Consider the following 22,215-nt stretch of genomic DNA (forward strand, 5'->3'; position numbering starts at 1 on the left):
TGTTAAAGAAGATATCTTCCAACTAAAATGCAATATGTGCTTTCCGGATCTCTCAATATTTATTAATTTTTTAAACTGTGATCAATTCATTTGGAGTGACTTCTACCAACCTATCTTTTACTAAGATCTTAATAGCCTCCTCTCCTTCTAAACTGAAAGTAGTTTTATCTGCCGCTACCTTGATCTTTAAGATCTGATTTCTAAAATTCACTTTAAAAGAATAGCCTTTCCACTCTTCTGGAATTCTTGGGCTGAAGGAAAGCTTATCGTCTACGATTCTCATTCCACCAAAACCTTCTACAATGCTCATCCAAGTTCCCGCCATACTTGTAATATGGCACCCTTCTTTTACCTCGTTGTTATAATCATCAAGATCTAATCTAGAAGTACGAACATAAAACTCATATGCCTGGGCCATTCTTCCCAATTTCGCAGCCTGAATACTGTGTACACAAGGAGAAAGAGAAGATTCATGAACGGTTAATGGCTCATAAAAATCGAAATGTTTTTCTAACTCATTTTCTTTGAAATGATCTTCAAAGAAATAGAAACCTTGCAATACATCTGCTTGTTTAATATAACAAGATCTCAAAATTCTATCCCAACTCCATGTTTGGTTTATCGGGCGCATTTTAGGATCTAGATCTTCCACAGGAATGATCTCTTTATCTAAGAAACCATCTTGTTGTAAGAAAACTCCTTTTTCTTCTGAATATGGGAAATACATATTGTCAGCCACATCTTTCCATTCCATTAATTCAGAATCTGATAGATTGGTATGCCCCATAATTCGATCATAATCTTCTTTATGACCAGATTTTACCTTGTCTATCATTTGCATACAATATTCGATACACCATTTTGCTAAATAGTTGGTATACCAGTTATTGTTCACGTTATTTTCATATTCGTTAGGCCCGGTAACTCCAAGAATCACGAATTTATTCTTCGCTTTGCTGAAGTTTGCACGTTGCTGCCAGAAACGAGCCACAGCAATCATTACTTCTAAACCTTTTTCTGGGATGTAATCAAAATCTCCTGTATAGCGCACATAATTGTAAATGGCAAATACCATAGAACCGTTACGGTGAATCTCCTCAAAGGTGATCTCCCACTCGTTATGACTTTCTTCCCCGTTCATAGTAACCATTGGATATAAAGCAGCGCCATTAGTAAAGCCTAATTTTTCTGCATTTTCAATAGCTTTTTGAAGGTGATTGTATCTGTACGTTAATAAGTTTCTTGCAACCTGCTGATCTTTTGTAGCCATGTAGAATGGAATACAATAAGCCTCAGTATCCCAATAAGTGCTTCCACCATATTTTTCTCCGGTAAATCCTTTTGGTCCAATATTCAAACGTTCATCTTTACCAGAATAAGTTTGATTTAGCTGAAAGATGTTGAATCTAATTCCCTGTTGTGCTTTTACATCTCCTTCAATAGAAATATCTGCCATTTCCCAGATCTTAACCCAGGTTTCTTTTTGCATTTGCAACAAAGCGTCAAAACCATGATCTAAGGCAGTAGCAAGTACATTTTTAGCTGCATCTACCAACCCATTTTTCTCATGATTCATGTCTGTAACATAACCCGCATATTTACGGATCTTTACAGTGTCCCCTTTTTCAGCAAAAACAGCATAAGAGAATTCTATTTTGTTTTCTTCTTGTTTAGAATTGAAGTCTGCTTGAACTTTCTCTTCATTCACAAAAATTTCAGACTGCATATACGTGCACGCCAAAAACTCAGTTTTAAGCGTTTGAGATGTAATAAAAGCCTGATGACCTTCTTCTTTTATAGCTACCGTTTTCCAGAAACGCTCTTCCCAGTTAGCATCGGTATTACTAATTCCGCTGTCTAAATAAGGTTTAAAAACGATCTTCGCTTTCCCGCTTAGAAGTTCTACATTATAGTCTATAGCTCCCAACTCATCCAATTCCATAGAAAGGAATCTGGTAGCAGTTACTTTAATTTTTATATCATTTGGAAGAGTAGCCACAAAACTACGTTTTAGCCATCCTTCTTTCATGTTCAATTCTCTGCGGAAATCTTCAATACTTTTACACGTATTAAGATCTAAAGACTCACCTTCAACTTCAACATCTATCCCAATCCAGTTTGGAGCATTCAATACTTTTGCGAAATATTCCGGATATCCATTTTTCCACCAGCCAACTTTTGTCTTATCTGGGTAATAAATACCAGCTATGTAACTTCCCTGAAAAGAAGAACCTGTATAAGATTCTTCGAAATTGGCACGTTGCCCCATGGCTCCATTTCCAATACTAAAAAGACTTTCTGAAGATTTCACCCGTCCTTTCTCAAATCCTTCTTCAATGATAGACCAGCTATCCGGTTGTATATAATCTTGATTCATCGCTTACTTGGTAACTAATTTTTTAATAAAATCTATTTCAATTTCTGTGAAATCGGTATAAACGTGATCGGCTTCATTTAAAACAGCTTCTTCACCAATTCCAATACTTGTCATTTTAGCTAAATTTGCAGCCTGAATTCCGGCAACCGAATCTTCAAAAACTACACAGTTTTCTGGGTCAACATTTAACTGATCTGCTGCAATAAGGAAAACTTCAGGGTTAGGTTTTGCTTTGCTTACATCGTTCCCATCAACTATAGCATCAAAACTTTGATACAAGCCTACTTTTTCCAATATATTCCTTGCATTCTTACTAGCAGAGCCTAAAGCAATTGGAATATCATTTTCTTTTAAAAAATCAATGATTTCAGAAACGCCAGGCAGAATGTCACTTTTAGTCATTCCGGAGATATAAGAAAGATAATTATCATTCTTCATCGCCATTTGTTCCATAAATTCGTCTTCGGTAAGTGTTACGCCACCCCAGCCCAAGATTATTTCTAAAGATTTCACTCGGCTTACTCCTTTAAGCTCTTCGTTTTGGGTTTCTGTGATATCAAATCCAAGATCATTTGCTAGCTTTCGCCAAGCCAAAAAATGAAATTTTGCAGTATCTACAATTACCCCGTCCAGGTCAAAAATGACTCCTTTACTATTGCTCACTTATATTAATTTTACGTTGAGTTTTTACTCTTAATGTTAATAATCCTGCTACAATCATAGAAACTCCTCCTATAATTAGCGCATAGATTGGCTCGTTATTGAAAAGTTCTTTAACTAAAAATCCTAATATGGTTGCTGCAACTATTTGCGGAATTACAATAAAGAAGTTAAAAACTCCCATATAGTAACCCATTTTTGCTGAAGGTAGTGATCCTGAAAGCATGGCATATGGTATAGACAAAATACTCGCCCATGCAATTCCAACTCCCACCATGGCCATTAACAATCCTATTTTATCTGAAAGAAAATAGATAGAAATAAGCCCTAATCCTCCTGCACAAAGTGCCAGCATGTGTGTGAATTTATTACTTGTTCTTCTAGCCAGTACCGGTAACAAAAATGCTACTGCTGCTGCAACTCCATTATAAACAGTAAACATTACTGTTACCCAATCTGCCGCATCATTATAAAGTTCTGAGGTAGTGTCTCTTGTTCCAAAAACATGTCCGGTTACGGCCTGCGTGGTATAGATCCACATGGAGAATAGTGCAAACCATGAAAAGAATTGCACCCACGCCAGTTGCTTCATAGCAGATGGCATGTTTAACATGTCTGTAATAATAATTGTGAATCCGTTTCTCGTATTATTCTTACGTAATTGAGAAACTATCATAAATAATAGACCTATTATAATAAGACCTATAAATAAGATATAAAGTTCTTTTGTATATTTTTCATAATAGATAAAAGCAGAAACTACAGTTCCCAAGATGGTCATTCCAAGACCAGACATAAACTGTACTTTAATGTTCTTTGCTTTATCTATAACAGGCTCTACTCGAGCTGGATTTTGCTCTTTATGAGACTTCTCAAAAGCTGCAAGCTCTGCCGGAGAATATTCTTTAGATTTAATAACCGTCCAAAGTACTGCTAGGAAGAAAACTATACCACCCACGTAGAAAGACCATTTAACAGAATCTGGAATGATACCTTCTGGAGCTGTGTTGCTTACACCAAACCAGTTGGTAAACATATAAGGTAATAAAGAGCCAACCACAGCACCAATTCCTATAAAGAAACTTTGCATGGAAAACCCTAGAGTACGTTGCCTTTCTGGTAAATTATCACCTACAAAAGCACGAAATGGCTCCATAGAGATATTTATAGAGGCATCCATCATCCATAATGTTCCGGCTGCAACCCATAAAGTTGGAGAATTTGGCATGATAAATAGTGCCAGAGAGGATAAAATTGCACCAATTAAAAAGTAGGGTCTTCTCCTACCTAATTTGGTCCAAGTACGATCACTAAAGTATCCTATAATAGGCTGAATGATCAATCCTGTAACCGGCGCGGCGATCCATAGTATAGGAATATCCTCTACATTGGCGCCTAAAGTTTCAAAAATTCGGGAGGTGTTCGCGTTTTGAAGCGCAAAACCAAATTGTATACCCAGGAAACCGAAACTCATGTTCCAGATCTCCCAAAAACTAAGGGTGCGTTTTTGCATATCGTAAGTTTAATTTACTATTACGACAAGCACTAGACTCGTCAAAACATATAATCAGGAAGTGAAAATATCAGTTTTGAGAGATATTAAAGTTGGTAAAGATATATATTTTTTTAAAACTCCAATGTTAAATTAAATTTTTGTAGAAGTACGTTCCACAAGTCCAGTTTCTACTATAACTGTTTGATAATGCTCCTCATCATCTTGATTTTCTAATTTTCTAATTAGAATTCTGGCTGCCTGCGCGCCCATTTCTGCCCCATGCTGATTTACGGTTGTTAAGCTAGGAATGAACCTTTTAGATAGTTCCCCATCAGTAAATCCAATTACCTTCACATCTTCTGGCACCTTCAATCCATTTTCTTGGAAAGATTTAATGGCATAGATCGCAAAATGTTCGTTCACGGCAAAAAGGCCATCCATATTTTTTTCTTTCAGAAATTCTTGGATCTCATTCTCACTTAGATCAAAGTCATCTACCTTTAAGATCAAATCTTCATCGACCTCGATATTATTCTCCTGCAGCGCATTCTGGTAACCTTCTGTTCTTAATTTTCCAACACTTACATAATCTACGGTAGTCAACAATCCTATTCTTTTACAACCCAGATCTATCAATTTCTGAACAGCTTTTTTTGCACCATTTAGATCATCTATTATCACCTTGTCACAATATATTTCATCAATCACCCTATCAAACATTACCAAAGGCATCCCTTGGTTAATTACCTCATTTAAGTGATGATAGTCTTGCTTCTGCTGGGTTTCTTTGGCCACAGATATTATAAAACCATCGGTACTTCCATTAGCTAGAAGTTCCATATTTATAACTTCTTTATCAAAAGAATTATTAGACATACATATAATAACATGATATCCTTTTTCATTTGCAACTTGCTCGATACCGCTAATTACGGTGGTGAAGAAATGATGCACGATCTCCGGAATAATCACCCCTATGGTCTTGGATTTCCTATTCTTTAAGCTTAAGGCGATATTGTTAGGCTTGTAATTATATAGTTTAGCAAAGGCCTTAATCTTTTTTCTAGTATCCTCACTAATTTCTGCACTATCTCTCAAAGCCTTAGAAACTGTAGAAATAGAGACGTCTAATTCTTTGGCGATTTGTTTTAAGGTTAATTTTCTTTTCATAGAATTATTATTCTTAGGACGGCAAATTCAATTTTCAGTAAAATTATCATAAAAAATCTGCTTGATCGTTAATTTACAAAAGTTTTCAACACGAAAACGTTTGCGTTGTTCCAATAGCTGAAATGACCCAAAAGTTGACCTAAAATTTACATACTTTTAACAACTGGAAGTGGAAATATAAAGTTAATTTTTAGTCAAACTAACAAAATCATTTATGAAAAAATTATTTAAAAGCACGTTGTATCTGCTGTTTTTGCTGCCAATGAGCTTTTTTGCCCAACAAACCGTAACAGGTACTGTAACGGAAACTTCTAACGGAATACCTATTCCGGGAGTTAACATTATCGTAAAGGGTACCTCAAATGGAACAGTTACCGATTTTGATGGTAATTATACCTTAACTAACGTTAGTAACGAAAACGTTTTAGTGTTTTCTTTTCTTGGATTTACGGCAAAAGAAGTTCCTTTTACTGGACAAAAAACAATTAACATAACGCTAGACGAAAGTCAGAACGCTTTAGATGAAGTTGTTCTTGTAGGTTATGGTTCTGTAAGAAGAAAAGATGCTACCGGCGCCGTTAGCCAAGTATCTACAGAAGATTTTAACAAGGGTCAAATTAGTACCGCGGGAGAATTAATTACGGGTAAGATAGCCGGGGTTAATGTAACTTCTGGTGGTGGTGCTCCTGGTGAAGGTCAGAAGATCATTATTCGTGGGCAGGGATCTTTATCCTTAAACAGCTCTCCATTATTTGTTGTTGATGGAGTTCCATTAAGTAATGATAACGCAGGTGGATCTAGAAACGCACTAGATTTTATTAACCCTAGCGATATTGAAAGCATGACCGTTCTTAAAGATGCATCTTCTACTGCAATATATGGAGCAAGAGCTGCAAACGGAGTAATATTAATAACTACTAAAAGAGGAACAGGTCAAGAATTTAAATTCAACTATTCTGGAACTACCAGTATTTTCCGTCCTACAGATTATGTAGATGTAATGGATGCAGATCAATTTAGATCCTTAATCAATGAGAATGGAGCTCCATCTGATATTGAGAAACTAGGTTCTAGCAATACTAACTGGCAGGAACAAATTTATACAGAGGCTATTGGTTTTGATCATAGCTTAAGTACTACCGGAAATATTGGAGGTTTTATGCCAACCCGTGCAAGTATTGGGTATACAGATCAAGACGGTATTTTACGAGGTGACAACTTTTCTAGAACAACAGGTTCTGTAAGTTTACGTCCTTCATTTATGGATGGCCATATAAAAGTAGAAGTTAATGGACGTGGAATGTATACAGAGAATACATTTGCAGATCGTGGAGCTATTGGAAGTTCTGTAGATTATGATCCTACTCAATCTATATACGATGCTAACTCTCCTTTTGGAGGTTACTTTACATGGTTAAATTCTGATGGTGTTCAAAATAGTTTAGCCCCTACTAACCCGGTTGCATTATTAAATTTAATAGATGATACTGCAGAAGTTAGAAGATTAATTGGAAATGCGAAGGTAGATTACAAATTGCATTTCTTCCCAGATCTTACAGCTACTGTAAATGTAGGTTATGACAAAACAAATAGCCATGGTAGAAAGATCGTTTCAGATCAATTGCCTTCTTCACAATTAGACTGGAATGGTTCTTATTCAAATTTTGTGAATAATTCTACCAATAAATTATTTGATGCGTATTTAACCTATTCAAAAGACATCAACGAGCACTCTATTTCTGCAGTTGCAGGATACTCTTACCAGAGTTTTGAAAATGATAACTATAGCTTTGATAGTGAAGCTCAGGAAGATGGTAACGATTTTGAATTTATAGATAAGTGGAGAAGCACATTATTGTCTTACTTCGGTAGAGCTAACTACAACTATGACGACAGATATTTACTAACTGCCACACTTAGAGCAGATGCATCTTCAAAATTAAATCCAGACGATCGTTGGGGATATTTTCCTTCTTTTGCAGTTGCATGGAATGTGGTAAATGAAGATTTCTTCAATTCTAATACAATTAATCAATTAAAATTAAGAGTTGGTTATGGAGAGATAGGAAACGTAAATGGTTTAGGAGATTATAATTTCTTAACTAAATACACAGGTAGTAGATCTAATGCAAACTATCAATTTGGATCTGGATATTTCCAAACCTACCGTCCAGAAGCTTATAATGAAGATCTTAGATGGGAAGTTGGTAAAACTCTGAATGCAGGTATAGATTACTCGCTATTTGAAAATAGAATTTCCGGTTCTGTAAACGCTTATTACAAGAAGACAGAAGATCTAATTAGCTTTGTAACTATAGATCCTTTCACTAACTTCTCTAATGGTATCGACAAGAATATTGGAGATATGGAGAACAAAGGTTTAGAATTTGAACTTAATGTAGTGCCTGTAAGAACAGACGATTTTACTTGGAGCATTGGATATAACATTGCTTACAATGAAAATGAAATTACAAATCTGCCAGATCAGGTAGAAAAAGGTGGAATTAGTGGTGGTACCGGAAACAACGTTCAATTACATAAAGAAGGTTTTGCACCATTTAGTTACTGGGTTTATAAACAAGTTTACAATGAAGCTGGCAACCCAATTGAAGGCGCTTATGTAGATAGAAATGGCGATAATCAAATTAATGATGACGACAAGTATTTATATAAAGACCCTAACGCAGATATTACAATGGGATTAAACACCAATCTTAATTTTAAGAATTGGGATCTATCTATCGTTTCTAGAGCAAACCTTGGTAATTATGCATACAACAACATGGCCTCTAGTAGAGCTCATTTAAATAGAGCAACTGCTAATAACATTTTAACTAACCTGCATACAGATTATTATAATGCAGGATTTCAAAACATTACAGAAACCAATTTACAGAGTGACTACTATGTACAAGAGGCATCTTTCTTTAAGTTAGACAACATAACTTTAGGACATACTTTTGATAACATTATGGAAGCATCTAATCTTAGAATATACGGAACTGTACAAAATGTTTTGACAATTACAGATTACGAAGGTCTTGATCCAGAAATAGATGGAGGAATAGATAATAACTTCTACCCTAGACCTAGAACTTTTACTGTTGGTGTAAATCTGAACTTCTAATAATAGAATTATGAAAATGAATTATATAAAAAAATTAATATTAGTCATTCCGGCACTTATTATAGTATCATGCCATGACGATCTAGATCAGACACCTATCGATCCGGATAGTTTTACCGAGGCTGATGTATTTGTAAATGCAGATGAAGCTAAGGGTGCTTTAGCAAAATTATATGCTAGTTTAGCACTTACAGGTCAGGAAGGTCCTGCTGGGCAGCCTGATATTTCTGGAATAGATGAAGGTACATCTCAATATTCTAGAATGTTGTTTAGTTTAAACGAGCTTACTACAGATAATGCAGTGGTAGGATGGGGTGACCCGGGTCTTCCAAATCTTCATGCCATGAGCTGGGGAGCTAATAATGACTTTACTACAGCAATGTACTATCGTCTAGCACAAGAAGCTTCTTTTTGTAACTCCTTTATTTCAAACGCAGAATCTTTAAGTGATAATGATGAAGTTAAAGCTTACATAGCAGAAGCTAGATTTTTAAGAGCATTTGCTTACTACAACCTAGTAGACCTTTATGCAAATGTGCCGCTAGTAGACAAAGTTTCTACAGACTTACCATCACAATCTTCTCGTACAGAAGTTTTCAATTACGTAGAGTCTGAACTTCTTGAAGTTCAAGATCTTTTAAAAGAAAGTGGTGCTAATGAATATGGCCGTGTAGATAAAGTTGCTGCATGGGCACTTTTATCTAAGCTGTATCTTAATGCTGATGTGTATGTAGGTGAAGATAGAAATACCGATGCTGTTACTTATGCTTCAAAAGCGATAAATTCTTCTTATAGCATTAACACTACAGATGCAAACGGAAATGGATCTGCTTATGATGAATTATTCTTAGCAGATAACAATTCTAACGGAGCTCAGAAAGAATTTATCTTCGCTCTTAATTTCGATGGAAATCAATCTAGAACTTATGGAGGAACAACATTTCTTGTGCACGCTTCTATAGGTGGTAGTATGGATGCTTCTAATTCTGGAGTTAATGGTGGCTGGGAAGGTCTTAGAACTACCAAAGCACTAGTTAATAAATTTGACTATGCTGTAACTGCCAAAGATGCAGATGGAAACCCAACAGAATGGTCTGACGGTAGAGCTTTGTTCTACACAGAAGGTCAAAATCTAGAGATCAATAAGATCGCTAATACATTTACAGATGGTTATGCTGTTACTAAATTTACCAATATCAAATCTAATGGTGAACAGGGTAATGATGCAAGTGGAGAATTTGTAGATACAGATCTTCCTGTAATACGTGTAGCAGAGATGTACCTTACTTATGCAGAAGCTGTATTAAGAGGTGGTGCCGGAGGTGATCTTCAAACAGCTACAAGTTATATTAATGAGTTAAGAGAAAGAGCTATTGGTGACGATTCTGGAAATATCAACAGCAGCGATCTTACCTTAGATTTCATTATAGATGAAAGAGCAAGAGAACTTTATTGGGAAGGTCAGAGAAGATCAGATCTTATTCGCTTTAACGATTATACATCAGGAAACTATTTATGGCCTTTTAAAGGGGGTGCTAAATCCGGAACTGCAGTAGAATCTTTTAGAGATCTTTTTCCATTACCAAGTAACATTATCTTAATAAATACTAATCTAAAGCAAAATCCAGGCTACTAATAAATAATAAAGAAAATGAAAAAAATAACTAACTTATTCATAGCTTTCATCGCGATCATTAGCTTAAATGCGTGTTCTGAGGATGATGATTTCACGTTCACCGCTAAACCAGATCCGGAAGGAATATCATTTACAAATTCTACTTCAGAAGTTTATACTCTTAGAGCTGCAAATGGAGATAACCTAGCAGAAAGATTTGTATGGAATGAAGTTGATTTTGATGTACAAACTCCTATTAACTATGAACTTCAGGGATCTGCTTCAGAATCTTTTGACAGCTATACCGTTTTAGGTGATGTTTCTACTACCAACGTTTCTGTAACTGTTGCCTCAATGTTAGAGCTTGCTGCAGAAGCAGGATTAGATAACGATGTAGAAACAGATCTTCCAAATACTGGTAACCTTTATTTTAAAGTTAGAGCTTATGCAGGAAGCGATGCAGGAAACGTAGTTGAGCAAACTTCAGAAGTTTTAACTCTAACTGTTCTTTTACCTGAAGGGGATACAGAAGGTCCATCTTATAAAGAATTTTATTTAGTTGGAGATGCAACTGCTGCAGGATGGCAAAACAATAATAACAATACACCATTGTTTAGAGACTTTGCAAATGAAAATGTATACTACTATACCGGTAGATTTAAAGGTGGAGCAGATGTTGAAGGTTTCAAATTACTTGAAACTAAAGGTGAATGGCAACCACAATGGGGTCTTGACGCTGGTACTTTTACTAGCAGCGAAACCTTAGGTGGAGATCCATCTGCATTTGGTGTAGCTACAGATCAGTATTACTCTTTAATGGTTAACAGAGAAGATTTTACGTACTCTTTTGAAGCTTATGATGCTAGTGCAGCTCCTACTTATGATGTAATAGGAATTGTTGGAGCGGGAACTTCTGTTGGATGGCCTGGTGATGATAACCCAACTCCAGACATCAAAATGACAAATTCTGATTTTGACAAGCATATCTGGCAAGCTAATGATGTAGTTCTTACAGATGGTCCATTAAAATTCAGAGCTAATTTAGCCTGGGATGTAAACTGGGGAGGTGGAGAAAGTTTCCCAAGTGGAATCGCAAATGGTGATGACATTATGGTGAAAGCTGGAACTTATACAGTTTGGTTTAATGACCTTACCGGACGTTACACCTTTATTCCAGTTGTAGATACAGAATAGATCTTACAATAATATAATCCTAAAGCTGTCTAAAGATTAAGGCTTAACCTATTTCTAATTATTAGAAGTTAAGTTAAATCTTAAAAGTCTTCAGACAGCTTTTTTGTTTTTAAAAACTAAACTTATGATGAAAAGAAAATTAATTTATGGTACTGTATTTACTGCACTACTATCTTTAAGTGCCTGTTCTAGTGATGATGCAGATACTCCTGATACCGATGGTGGCAATGGTGGAGAAAATCCTCCCGTTACCTCACAACCTCAAGCATTAGATCTAAATGCTTATAAAAACGGACAAGGTGTAATGATGCAAACCTTTTATTGGGATGTGGAACCTCGTGGAGATTGGTGGAACGTTATAAATGACCATATTGAAGATTGGGCAGATGCAGGAGTAAATAGATTATGGCTTCCTGTAGCAACCAAAGGACAATCCGGAGGGTATTCTATGGGATATGATCCTTCAGATTATTTTGATTTTGGAGAATTTAACCAACAAGGTACCGTAGAAACTCGCTTTGGAAGCAGAGCAGAATTAGAAAGTCTTATAAGCAATGCTCATGATCACAATCTGGAAGTTATTGCAGATATTGTACTAAATCATAACTCTGGTGGTGGAGAAGAATTTAATCCATACAGAAATAAGAACACTTACACACTTTTTGATGAAACTCATGGAAATGCTTCAGGAATGTTCAATAGAAGTTATAAAGACTACCATCCTAATGATATTCACGAGCGCGATTCTGGAGATCTTTTCTATGCAGAACAGGATGTATGTCATGATCAGGAACGTGTACAGGAGTGGTTCTGGAAAAAAGACAACTCTGTAGCTAAATATTATAAAAATGTAATGGGCTTTGATGGATGGAGATTTGATTATGTAAAAGGATTTGAACCTTGGGTAGTAAAGGCCTGGTTAAATGAAGTAGGTGGTTTTGCAGTAGGAGAAAATTATGATGGTAACGGCGCCGTATTAGAAAAATGGGTAGAAGATTCTGGAGCTTCCGCTTTTGATTTTGCTTGCTTCTATAAAATGGAAGAAGCTTTTGACAGAAATAAAGATCTTACCTTTTTAGGAAAAGATATGCTTCGCAAAACCTATCCTGAAAAAGCAGTAACCTTTGTAGCAAATCATGATACAGAAAAAGATGATAATGTAGACAATAGAATAGACGAAAGTAATAAAATGAAAGCTTATGCTTATATTTTAACGCATGATGGTTATCCTACAATATTCTATTCCGACTATGAAAATGCTATTTTTCAAGATGAATTAAAGAATTTGATGTTAATTCATAATTCTCTTGCTACAGGTGAAGTTGAAGTTCTCTTTAATGATAATGATGAATATATTATGAGAAGAAAAGGAACAGCTACCAACCCCGGGATTATCTTATACATTAACACCAACAGCAATGTTAAAAGACGTGAGATCAATTCTACATGGGCAGGTAAAAAAATAATGGATTACGCTAAGCAAACAAGCTATTCTACTACAGTTGCAGAAAATGGAACTGTAACGTTAGAAGCTCCAGCAAATTCTTATAGCATCTATTCTATAATGGAATAAATATTAAAAAATTTAGTAAGTAAAAAGGTCGAATGTTATCATTCGGCCTTTTTATTTTATCCCGATCTTATTTAAAACTAAATGTATAAGAGATCTTGTTATAATAGGTTTCGCCAGGTTCTAATACAGCGGAAGGAAAATGAGAGTGATTTGGAGCATCTGGAAAGTTTTGCGCCTCCAAACAAATAGATGGAAATTCTTGTGCAATACTTGTATTGTACTTCCAATTTGTTGGTAAATCTTTAGGAATAAATACCACCACGGCTGGTTGATTGGTCTTAAAGACCATTTCTAATTTAGCATCTGGAGCATAGACCATAGCTTTTATCCTGCCTTCTTTCAAAATAAAAGTATCATCTACGAACGTGTTCCCAATTCTTTTAGAACTTGAAAAATTCTTTAGTTCAGAATTTAGTGATCTCAAAATTCCTGTGGGTCTCAATCTTTCATCTACTTCTAAAATTTGGGCTGCGTTTATATAAAGTTCATGATCTTTTATACTCCCCTCCCCGCTCAAATTAAAATAAGTATGATTCGTTAGATTAACTATTGTCCTTTTATCGGTACGTGCTGTGTAAACAATTTCCAGCTTATTTTCTTCGGTAAGTGTATATTGAACCTGCACATTTAAATTTCCGGGATATCCTTCCTCTCCATCTTCAGAATTGCAATTTAAAATTATAGAAGGATTGTTACCTGTAGTTTCGGAATGCTTCTGCCAGATCTTATGCTGAAGGCCTAGCTTTCCGCCATGAAGATGTACTCCATTATTTTCATACAGTTGATAGTCTTTATTGTCCAATTTAAATTTCCCTTGAGATATTCTTCCGGCATACCTTCCAATAGAAGCTCCAAAACCCATATTGTTCTGAAGATATTCTTCTGTTATATAATCTTCTTTATTTTTGGGTCCAACCACAACATTGATAAAATTACCTTTTGGATCTTTTAATTTTAAGCTGAATACTGCAGCGCCTAAATTCAAAATTTCTAAAATTGTTCCAGCTTCATTCTCAAGTCTATAAATCTTAATATCTTTTGAGGTCATATTTCTTTACGTGCAATTTAAGTATCAAAGATCTCAAAGGTCGTAATTAATTTATTTCCGATTACTCTATTCTATTTATAGAATTCTTAATTCTTCAAAAATAGAGCAGGTTTTTTTTGGTAGTTAGAACAATTTTAAAATTTGCACTTAGGCAGATTAAGTGATCTCTTTTTCACTCCAATAGATCAGATTTTAATATTTACGCGCTTAAAACCATCAATAAATAGAACTCTCAGGTCAGACAAAATTCAGAAATAATATGAATACCTTAAATAAAAAGATTTTTAATGAATAATAATACATACCCCTTAATTTTAACTACTAAAAATTAATATATATACATTTTTAATCCGTAGCCCCTCAAAATAAGGGGGTGTATTGATATTATTTATATTTTAGTCAATGTGTGAGTACTTATAATTTTATTCTGATTCGAAACAATTTCAAAATAGATTTCCATGAAAAAAATAGAAGCAATCATTAGAAAGTCAAGATTTTCTGCTGTTAAAAAAGCCTTGCATCAAAAAGGAATTAACTTTTTCTCTTACTGGGATGTTACCGGTGTTGGAAATGAGAAAATAGGGAGTGTTTATCGCGGGGTATCTTATAGCACAAGTGACATTCAGAGAAGATATCTATCCATAGTGGTTGAAGATAAATTTGAAGATGATACTATTAATGCAATTATTTCTGCAGGCAAAACTGGTGAAGTTGGAGATGGAAAAATTTTTGTATCCCAGATCATGGAAGCTTATAGAATAAGAACCGGCGAGAAAGGCACGGATACTCTTTATTAATATACACTACGAAGTTCAAAATTCTATGGAGACAGCTTTATTTACTGCGAACAATGTTTGGATGATGATCTGCACCGGGTTGGTATTTTTTATGCATCTGGGGTTTTCATTTTTAGAGATAGGACTTACCAGACAAAAAAATACAATTAATATACTTTTCAAGAATCTATTTATTATTTGCGCCGGACTCCTAATGTATTATATAGGAGGTTTTAATTTAATGTATCCGGGCTTTGGTGAAAATTCTACAGGTATTATAAAATTTGCAGGATTTGGACTTACTATTCCAGAAAACGGATTATCTATAACTTATGCTAATGGTGGTTATACGTATTATACAGATTTTCTTTTTCAAGGGATGTTTGCTGCAACCGCTGCAACAATAGTATCTGGGGCAGTTGCAGAACGTATAAAGATTGGAGGTTTTATGATATTTACTATTATTTATGTAGGTCTAATATACCCAATTGTTGGTTCTTGGAAATGGGGAGGTGGATTTCTGGATGCGCTTGGTTTTTATGATTTTGCCGGCTCTACCCTAGTTCATTCTGTTGGAGGTTGGGCAGCCTTGGTAGCCGTCTATTTATTGGGACCTAGAATTGGAAAATTTGACGAAAATAAAAATCCTAAACCTATTCCGGGTCATAATTTGCCCTTAGCAGCTGCAGGGGTGCTCATACTTTGGTTGGGATGGTTTGGATTTAACGGAGGCTCTGTACTATCTGCTGAACCTGGAGCAACCTCCTTGGTTTTAGTAACTACTTCTTTAGCCGCTGCAGCCGGTGGAATATCTTGCTTTCTTTTCTCTACCCTTCGATACAAGAATTATGATATTACGATGTTCTTGAACGGAATACTAGGAGGATTGGTAGGTATTACTGCAGGAGCAGACCAAATGTCTCCCAATGATGCTGTTATAATAGGTATACTCGCAGGGATCATTATTGTGTTTGGAGTTTCTCTGGTAGATAGATTAAAACTAGATGATCCTGTAGGTGCTATTGCTGTTCATTTAATATGTGGTATCTGGGGGACATTAGCCGTAGGAATTTTCGGTAAAATGGCGGGCATAGCACAATTTATAATTCAGATAGAAGGAATAGCCATCATCGCGATTTTTTGCCTCTCCACATCATATTTTATTCTTTACATTATTAAGAGAACTAGTGGCTTGCGAGTTTCGGAAAAAGAAGAAATGGAAGGTCTAGACCAACATGAGCATGGAATGAACGCTTATCCAGATTTTAGATCTAATGAGCATTAGCACTATTTATAAGGCAAATTTTATGCGTAAAACATTATAATGTCTATTTTTGTGTCTATGGGTTTAACAAACAATGATATTTTCAAGAAACTTCGTGTGGCGCTAAAATTGCGTGATGACGATATAGTAGCTATTTGTGGTCTTGTAGACTTTAAAGTTACCAAAAGTGAATTAGGCGCGATCTTTAGAAATGAGGATCATCCAAAATATGTAGAGTGTGGAGATCAATTTCTTAGAAATTTTTTAAATGGATTGGTCATTCATATGCGTGGACCAATGCCTAAGAAAAAGCCGGCAGAAGAAAAATAACGTAAACATTTTATACAATTTAAGCATCCTTTCTAATAAGATAGGATGCTTTTTTAATTTACCCCTCTAATTAAAAATTAAATTCTTACCTAGAATACCTTTTCAAATGATCATTATCCGCATAAATATTAATTCTTCAATATAAAATAAGGTTCAATTTTTGGAAAATTCCACTTAAAAACAGATCAGAATTTTAATTAAATACAGCTTTAACATAATATTAACGCTGGTAAATTTTGACTGATTTAGATGAAAAAATTAAATAAACTTTTTTTTCGAAATTATCAACAACATTAAGCTTTTTGTAAAGATTCAATAATTCTAATGATCAAATTATTTAACATTATATTTTAATTTGTTCAAGAGCTAATACTATCGATAATTGACATATGATAGACTTAGTAGTTGATTAATTCAATAAGATTTTTTAGCTTTAATCTAACCAAACAGATCAATCAATTTAATAATTCTTAGCCCTACATCAGTTTAACAACTGTTGGTTATTAAGCATTTGCGAATATTAATTTAATAATATAGCTTATGGTTAAAGAATTACCTACTCTCAGATTTCGTTATGCGTTTTTCTTAATTTTTGTATTTATTGTATTTGGTGATTTAGACAACACTAATGCACAAAGTAAGAATTTAGCTACATCTATTCATTATCAAGATAATGTGGATAATGCAAACAATGCGCTATTAGATAACGATAGTTTTGCTACTCTCAATTCCAATTCCGGGATTATTTTGAATGCGGGAAGAGAATCGGGAATATTGGAATTACAATATCCAACATTTTTAGATCCTAACACCGTATCATTTGTTCAAATTGATTTTGACCAAGATCTATTTAATTTCTTACTTCAAGGAACTTTAGGCTCTAGACTTGCAGATATTGTAGATAATGTGCTCTTTGGCGACCATTATTTAGAAGTAAATGCTAGTAACAATAGCAACCAAGTTTTTTCTGCCAGTAGCCAATTTGGCGACATCTCAGATAGATTTCGAGTGGTTACAGATGCAAATTCAAATACCTATGTCGCAATTGTTCCTTCAAGCAACTACAATAGGATTGAAATAAGAGATGAAACCTCAGCCGCTTTAGGTCTTAATACTAAGAATTCCTCCAAAGTATATAAGGCTTTTTATGGTGGAGATACCCCAACAGAATGTTACTCTCCTTCTTACACCTCTAGTGATGCCTCCGGAATATCTGTAGAGGTATTGGATTTAGGGGGTGCTGGTGTTAGTAATCCACAGTTTGCTATAGATAATAACATCAATACCTTCTCTGAAATTAGCAATGGAACTTTAGGAGTTGCCGCGAGCGTATCTCAATTATTCTATTTACAGAGCAGCTCTGCTTCTACAGATAAAGTTTCTCTTGCTTTTAAGATGGATGGTGCACTGGTAGACCTGAAATTATTTGACAATATTGACGTGCTTTTATATCAAAATAATTCTCAGGTATATTCTGTAGGCTTATCCTCTTTATTAAACTTGGAATTACTTACAGAACTAAAATCTGAAAAGATCATTCGTGTAAACATAGCTCCAAATTTGGCATTCGATAAAATTGAAATAAAGCTATTAAATTTATTGAATGTAAGCTTAGAGCAATCCTTTGATGTTCATGAAGTGACCATTTTAACCTCACAATGTGAAGCAGATCAAGATCCGGATAATGATGGTTTAACAAATTCAGAAGAAGCAGATCTAGGAACAGATCCTAATGATCCTGATACTGATGATGATGGAGTAAACGACGGAGATGAGGTGGATAACAATACCGATCCTTTAGACCCTTGTGACCCAAACTCTTCCGGAGCTGAATGTCAAGTGGATACCGATGGAGATGGATTAACAGATACCCGAGAAGATATTATAGGTACAGATCCTAATGATCCTGATACCGATGACGATGGAATTAACGACGGAGATGAAGTAGCTAATAATACCGATCCACTCAACTCTTGTGATCCTGATAGCACCAGACCAGAATGTGATCCTGACGATGACGGACTTACCAATGAGCAAGAAGCAGATCTAGGTACCGATCCTAATGATCCTGATACTGATAATGATGGAATTAATGACGGAGATGAAGTAGCTAATAATACCGATCCACTCAACTCTTGTGATCCTGATAGCACCAGACCAGAATGTGATCCTGACGATGACGGACTTTCAAATCAGCAAGAAGCAGATCTGGGAACAGATCCTAATGATCCTGATACTGATGACGATGGAATAAATGACGGAGATGAAGTAGCTAATAATACCGATCCGCTCAATTCTTGTGATCCTGATAGTACCAGACCAGAATGTGATCCGGACGATGACGGACTTTCAAATCAGCAAGAAGCAGATCTAGGAACAGATCCTAATGATCCTGATACTGATGATGATGGAATTAACGACGGAGATGAGGTGGATAACAATACCGATCCTTTAGACCCTTGTGATCCAAATTCTTCCGGAGCTGAATGTCAAGTGGATACCGATGGAGATGGATTAACAGATACCCGAGAAGATGTTATAGGAACAGATCCCAATGATCCTGATACTGATGATGATGGAATTAACGACGGAGATGAAGTAGCTAATAATACCGATCCGCTCAATTCTTGTGATCCTGATAGCACCAGACCAGAATGTGATCCGGATAATGATGGACTTTCAAATCAGCAAGAAGCAGATCTAGGAACAGATCCAAATGATCCTGATACTGATGATGATGGAATTAACGACGGAGATGAAGTAGCTAATAATACCGATCCTTTAGACCCTTGTGATCCAAATTCTTCCGGAGCTGAATGTCAAGTGGATACCGATGGAGATGGTCTTAATGATTCCAAGGAAAATGTTATAGGAACAGATCCTAATGATCCTGATACTGATGATGATGGAATTAACGACGGAGATGAAGTAGCTAATAATACCGATCCGCTCAACTCATGTGATCCTGATAGTACCAGACCAGAATGTGATCCAGATGAGGATGGTCTTTCTAATGCGGAAGAAGATACATTAGGTACAGATCCGAACGATCCCGACACTGATAATGATGGAATTGGTGATGGCGAAGAATTTATGAACGGAAGCAATCCTTTAGATCCTTGTGATCCAAATTCTACAGGAGAGCAATGCAATATAGATACAGATGGGGATGGCCTTGATGATACAGATGAAGATACTCTGGGAACAGATCCTGAAGATGCAGATACTGATGACGATGGAATTAACGACGGAGATGAAGTAGCTAATAATACCGATCCGCTCAATTCTTGTGATCCTGATAGCACCAGACCAGAATGTGATCCAGATAATGATGGACTTTCAAATCAGCAAGAAGCAGATCTAGGTACCGATCCTAACGATCCTGATACCGATGACGATGGAATTAACGACGGTGATGAGGTGGATAACAATACCGATCCGCTGAATTCTTGTGATCCAAATTCTTCCGGAGCTGAATGTCAAGTGGATACCGATGGAGATGGTCTTAATGATTCCAAGGAAAATGTTATAGGAACAGATCCCAATGATCCTGATACTGATGATGATGGAATTAACGACGGAGATGAAGTAGCTAATAATACCGATCCGCTCAACTCATGTGATCCTGATAGTACCAGACCAGAATGTGATCCAGAAGAGGATGGTCTTTCTAATGCGGAAGAAGATACATTAGGTACAGATCCGAACGATTCCGACACTGATAATGATGGAATTGGTGATGGCGAAGAATTTATGAACGGAAGCAATCCTTTAGACCCTTGTGATCCAAATTCTACAGGAGAGCAATGCAATATAGATACAGATGGGGATGGCCTTGATGATACAGATGAAGATACTCTGGGAACAGATCCTGAAGATGCAGATACTGATGACGATGGAATTAACGATGGAGATGAAGTAGCTAATAATACCGATCCGCTAGACCCATGCGATCCAAACGCTGAAGGAGATCTTTGTACAGAAAGATCTTCTGTAGCTATAACAATTAGCGTTAACACCACCACTCCTACCATTGGAACTATAGTAGAATTTACAATTACAGTTCAAAATGATGGAAATGATGTTGCTAAGGATCTCATTGTAAAAGAAATTTTAGAAAATGGACTCGAATTAATAAGTGCTAGTTCAACAAAAGGAATTTTTAATCTTGCTTTAAAAGAATGGCGAATTTCAGAATTAGCAGCTAATTCTAAAGCAGAACTAATTATAAAAGCGAAAGTTCTTGATATAGGTATATATGTCAATCAAGTAATGATCGAGCAAGTTTCTCCTAGGGATGATTCCCCAGAGAACAATGTTAGTGCGATAGAATTATTCCCGAATTGTTTAACAGTTTACAATCAATTTTCACCAAATAATGATGGAATGAATGAGTCATTCAAAATTAACTGCATCGAGAATTATCCAAATAATCTCTTACAAATATTTAATAGAGATGGAAATCTTATTTATAAAAGGCGCGGTTATAGAAATGAATGGAGAGGTGAAGCAAATGGAAACCTTAGCATAGGATCTGAAAATTCAGCTCCAAATGGAACCTACTTCTATGTTCTAGATCTAGGGAATGGTTCTCCAGAAGTTAAAGGTTGGATTCAAATAATAAGATAATTATGAAACATATATATATAAAAGCGCTGCTAATAAGCTGCCTATCTACGATGCCATTTATAGCAGCCCAAGCACAGATAGAAGCAAAATTTTCAAACTATTTCTACAACCTTCAAAATGTGAACCCTGCTTCGGTTAGTTCATTAGAAAATACCACTATTACTGGGATCATTAGATCTCAGTGGCAGGGTATAGAAGGAGCTCCGGAAACACAATTACTATCTATTGGAATACCTATTAATAATAATAAGATGGGAGTAGGCTTTAATATTCTTCACGATGAAATTGGGCCTAGCTCCTATAGTTCTGTAGATGGGCTGTATTCATATTCTATTAGACTTTCTGAAAAAAGTAATCTAGATTTTGGAATTAACTTAGGTATTACCCTATTAGATGTTGACTTTACTAAGGGAAATTTTGAGAATGAAGGAGATCTTGCTCGAAACAATATAGATAATAAAACCTATTTTAGAACAGGAGCAGGAATTATGTATCATACCTATAGATGGTACGCAGGACTTTCTGTACCCAACTTCTTTAAACAGGATTTTTATGATGAAGAAATAAGCAATGTAATTGCGAACAAACTTCAGTATAACTTCCAAACAGGATATTTACTTAACCTTAATCAGAATTTTGATTTTGTTCCAAGTATACTCGCTACCGTGGTAAATGGAAATCCTATCACTCTAACTGTTACCGGAAATTTTATGTACAATCAGAAATTCAATTTCGGTATTGGATATCGATATGATGAAGCTTTAAATGCAACTATAGGTTTTCAATTCCTTTCCCACTTTCAGGTGGGATATGCTTATGATCTAAGCTTGCAAGAATTTGGTAAATATAATGATGGCTCTCATGAGCTTATTCTAAAATATAGGTTTGGATCAAAAAGTTCAAGACCAGGTGTATTAAACATTTTTTAGCCCCCCGATTCTTTTGCCCTATCCAAAA

The 22,215-nt window shown here is 35.6% G+C and carries 14 protein-coding genes; 9 read left to right on the forward strand and 5 right to left on the reverse strand.

What is annotated here, in order from left to right:
- Positions 1–70: 70 nt before the first annotated feature.
- The 4 genes from BLT84_RS15585 to BLT84_RS15600 form a co-directional block, all read right to left on the reverse strand.
- Positions 71–2,377: a glycoside hydrolase family 65 protein gene (locus BLT84_RS15585; RefSeq protein ID WP_091267724.1), complete on the reverse strand. Its 2,307-nt coding sequence runs from the start codon at positions 2,375–2,377 to the stop codon at positions 71–73.
- A 3-nt stretch (positions 2,378–2,380) separates the two neighbouring features.
- Positions 2,381–3,040: a beta-phosphoglucomutase gene (gene pgmB / locus BLT84_RS15590; protein WP_091267727.1), complete on the reverse strand. Its 660-nt coding sequence runs from the start codon at positions 3,038–3,040 to the stop codon at positions 2,381–2,383.
- Positions 3,030–4,550: an MFS transporter gene (locus tag BLT84_RS15595; RefSeq protein ID WP_034887972.1), complete on the reverse strand. Its 1,521-nt coding sequence runs from the start codon at positions 4,548–4,550 to the stop codon at positions 3,030–3,032. The genes pgmB and BLT84_RS15595 overlap by 11 nt, the downstream gene beginning before the upstream one ends.
- 132 nt (positions 4,551–4,682) lie before the next feature.
- Positions 4,683–5,702, reverse strand: a complete 1,020-nt coding sequence (locus BLT84_RS15600; protein ID WP_091267731.1) for a LacI family DNA-binding transcriptional regulator — start codon at positions 5,700–5,702, stop codon at positions 4,683–4,685.
- Positions 5,703–5,916: 214 nt separating this feature from the next.
- Between BLT84_RS15600 and BLT84_RS15605 the strand changes: the two genes are divergently transcribed.
- The 4 genes from BLT84_RS15605 to BLT84_RS15620 all read left to right on the forward strand — a co-directional run bounded on the left by BLT84_RS15605 (position 5,917) and on the right by BLT84_RS15620 (position 13,211).
- The gene (locus tag BLT84_RS15605) at positions 5,917–8,829 is read left to right on the forward strand and encodes a SusC/RagA family TonB-linked outer membrane protein (protein WP_034887969.1); all 2,913 of its coding nucleotides are present in this window, start codon (positions 5,917–5,919) and stop codon (positions 8,827–8,829) included.
- Between the two features lie 10 nt (positions 8,830–8,839).
- A complete protein-coding gene (locus BLT84_RS15610; protein WP_091267734.1) occupies positions 8,840–10,465 on the forward strand; it encodes a RagB/SusD family nutrient uptake outer membrane protein in 1,626 nt (541 codons plus the stop codon).
- A gap of 15 nt (positions 10,466–10,480) precedes the next feature.
- Positions 10,481–11,638: a SusF/SusE family outer membrane protein gene (locus BLT84_RS15615; protein ID WP_034887965.1), complete on the forward strand. Its 1,158-nt coding sequence runs from the start codon at positions 10,481–10,483 to the stop codon at positions 11,636–11,638.
- 127 nt (positions 11,639–11,765) lie between these two features.
- Positions 11,766–13,211, forward strand: coding sequence for an alpha-amylase (locus BLT84_RS15620; protein WP_091267739.1), 1,446 nt, complete (start codon positions 11,766–11,768; stop codon positions 13,209–13,211).
- A 67-nt stretch (positions 13,212–13,278) separates the two neighbouring features.
- Here the strand turns inward: BLT84_RS15620 and BLT84_RS15625 are convergent, their stop codons facing one another.
- Positions 13,279–14,259 carry an aldose epimerase family protein gene (locus BLT84_RS15625; protein ID WP_091267742.1) on the reverse strand — a complete coding sequence of 327 codons (981 nt, stop codon included), beginning with the start codon at positions 14,257–14,259 and terminating at the stop codon, positions 13,279–13,281.
- Between the two features lie 458 nt (positions 14,260–14,717).
- On the opposite strand from BLT84_RS15625, the gene BLT84_RS15630 reads away from it, so the two are divergent.
- The 5 genes from BLT84_RS15630 to BLT84_RS15650 all read left to right on the forward strand — a co-directional run bounded on the left by BLT84_RS15630 (position 14,718) and on the right by BLT84_RS15650 (position 22,187).
- Entirely contained in the window at positions 14,718–15,056 is a 339-nt protein-coding gene (locus tag BLT84_RS15630) for a P-II family nitrogen regulator (protein ID WP_034887959.1), read from the forward strand.
- Between the two features lie 25 nt (positions 15,057–15,081).
- Positions 15,082–16,320: an ammonium transporter gene (locus tag BLT84_RS15635; RefSeq protein WP_091267746.1), complete on the forward strand. Its 1,239-nt coding sequence runs from the start codon at positions 15,082–15,084 to the stop codon at positions 16,318–16,320.
- A 57-nt stretch (positions 16,321–16,377) separates the two neighbouring features.
- Positions 16,378–16,629, forward strand: a complete 252-nt coding sequence (locus BLT84_RS15640) for a DUF1456 family protein (RefSeq protein WP_034888314.1) — start codon at positions 16,378–16,380, stop codon at positions 16,627–16,629.
- Positions 16,630–17,169: 540 nt separating this feature from the next.
- Positions 17,170–21,258 (forward strand): gliding motility-associated C-terminal domain-containing protein, encoded by a 4,089-nt coding sequence (locus tag BLT84_RS15645; protein ID WP_091267749.1) that lies wholly within the window; start codon positions 17,170–17,172, stop codon positions 21,256–21,258.
- A gap of 2 nt (positions 21,259–21,260) precedes the next feature.
- Positions 21,261–22,187, forward strand: coding sequence for a type IX secretion system membrane protein PorP/SprF (locus tag BLT84_RS15650; RefSeq protein ID WP_231929378.1), 927 nt, complete (start codon positions 21,261–21,263; stop codon positions 22,185–22,187).
- Positions 22,188–22,215: the final 28 nt, after the last annotated feature.

This window comes from Gillisia sp. Hel1_33_143 (assembly GCF_900104765.1).
GTDB lineage: Bacteria > Bacteroidota > Bacteroidia > Flavobacteriales > Flavobacteriaceae > Gillisia.

Bases quoted from the DNA above. Each gene is read 5' to 3' on its own strand.
- BLT84_RS15595 (WP_034887972.1), bottom strand. From the start codon at position 4,550: ATGCAAAAACGCACCCTTAGTTTTTGGGAGATCTGGAACATGAGTTTC.
- BLT84_RS15640 (WP_034888314.1), top strand. From the start codon at position 16,378: ATGGGTTTAACAAACAATGATATTTTCAAGAAACTTCGTGTGGCGCTA.
- BLT84_RS15615 (WP_034887965.1), top strand. From the start codon at position 10,481: ATGAAAAAAATAACTAACTTATTCATAGCTTTCATCGCGATCATTAGC.
- BLT84_RS15645 (WP_091267749.1), top strand. From the start codon at position 17,170: ATGGTTAAAGAATTACCTACTCTCAGATTTCGTTATGCGTTTTTCTTA.
- BLT84_RS15650 (WP_231929378.1), top strand. From the start codon at position 21,261: ATGAAACATATATATATAAAAGCGCTGCTAATAAGCTGCCTATCTACG.
- BLT84_RS15600 (WP_091267731.1), bottom strand. From the start codon at position 5,702: ATGAAAAGAAAATTAACCTTAAAACAAATCGCCAAAGAATTAGACGTC.
- BLT84_RS15620 (WP_091267739.1), top strand. From the start codon at position 11,766: ATGAAAAGAAAATTAATTTATGGTACTGTATTTACTGCACTACTATCT.
- BLT84_RS15605 (WP_034887969.1), top strand. From the start codon at position 5,917: ATGAAAAAATTATTTAAAAGCACGTTGTATCTGCTGTTTTTGCTGCCA.
- BLT84_RS15610 (WP_091267734.1), top strand. From the start codon at position 8,840: ATGAAAATGAATTATATAAAAAAATTAATATTAGTCATTCCGGCACTT.
- BLT84_RS15625 (WP_091267742.1), bottom strand. From the start codon at position 14,259: ATGACCTCAAAAGATATTAAGATTTATAGACTTGAGAATGAAGCTGGA.
- BLT84_RS15630 (WP_034887959.1), top strand. From the start codon at position 14,718: ATGAAAAAAATAGAAGCAATCATTAGAAAGTCAAGATTTTCTGCTGTT.
- BLT84_RS15635 (WP_091267746.1), top strand. From the start codon at position 15,082: ATGGAGACAGCTTTATTTACTGCGAACAATGTTTGGATGATGATCTGC.
- BLT84_RS15585 (WP_091267724.1), bottom strand. From the start codon at position 2,377: ATGAATCAAGATTATATACAACCGGATAGCTGGTCTATCATTGAAGAA.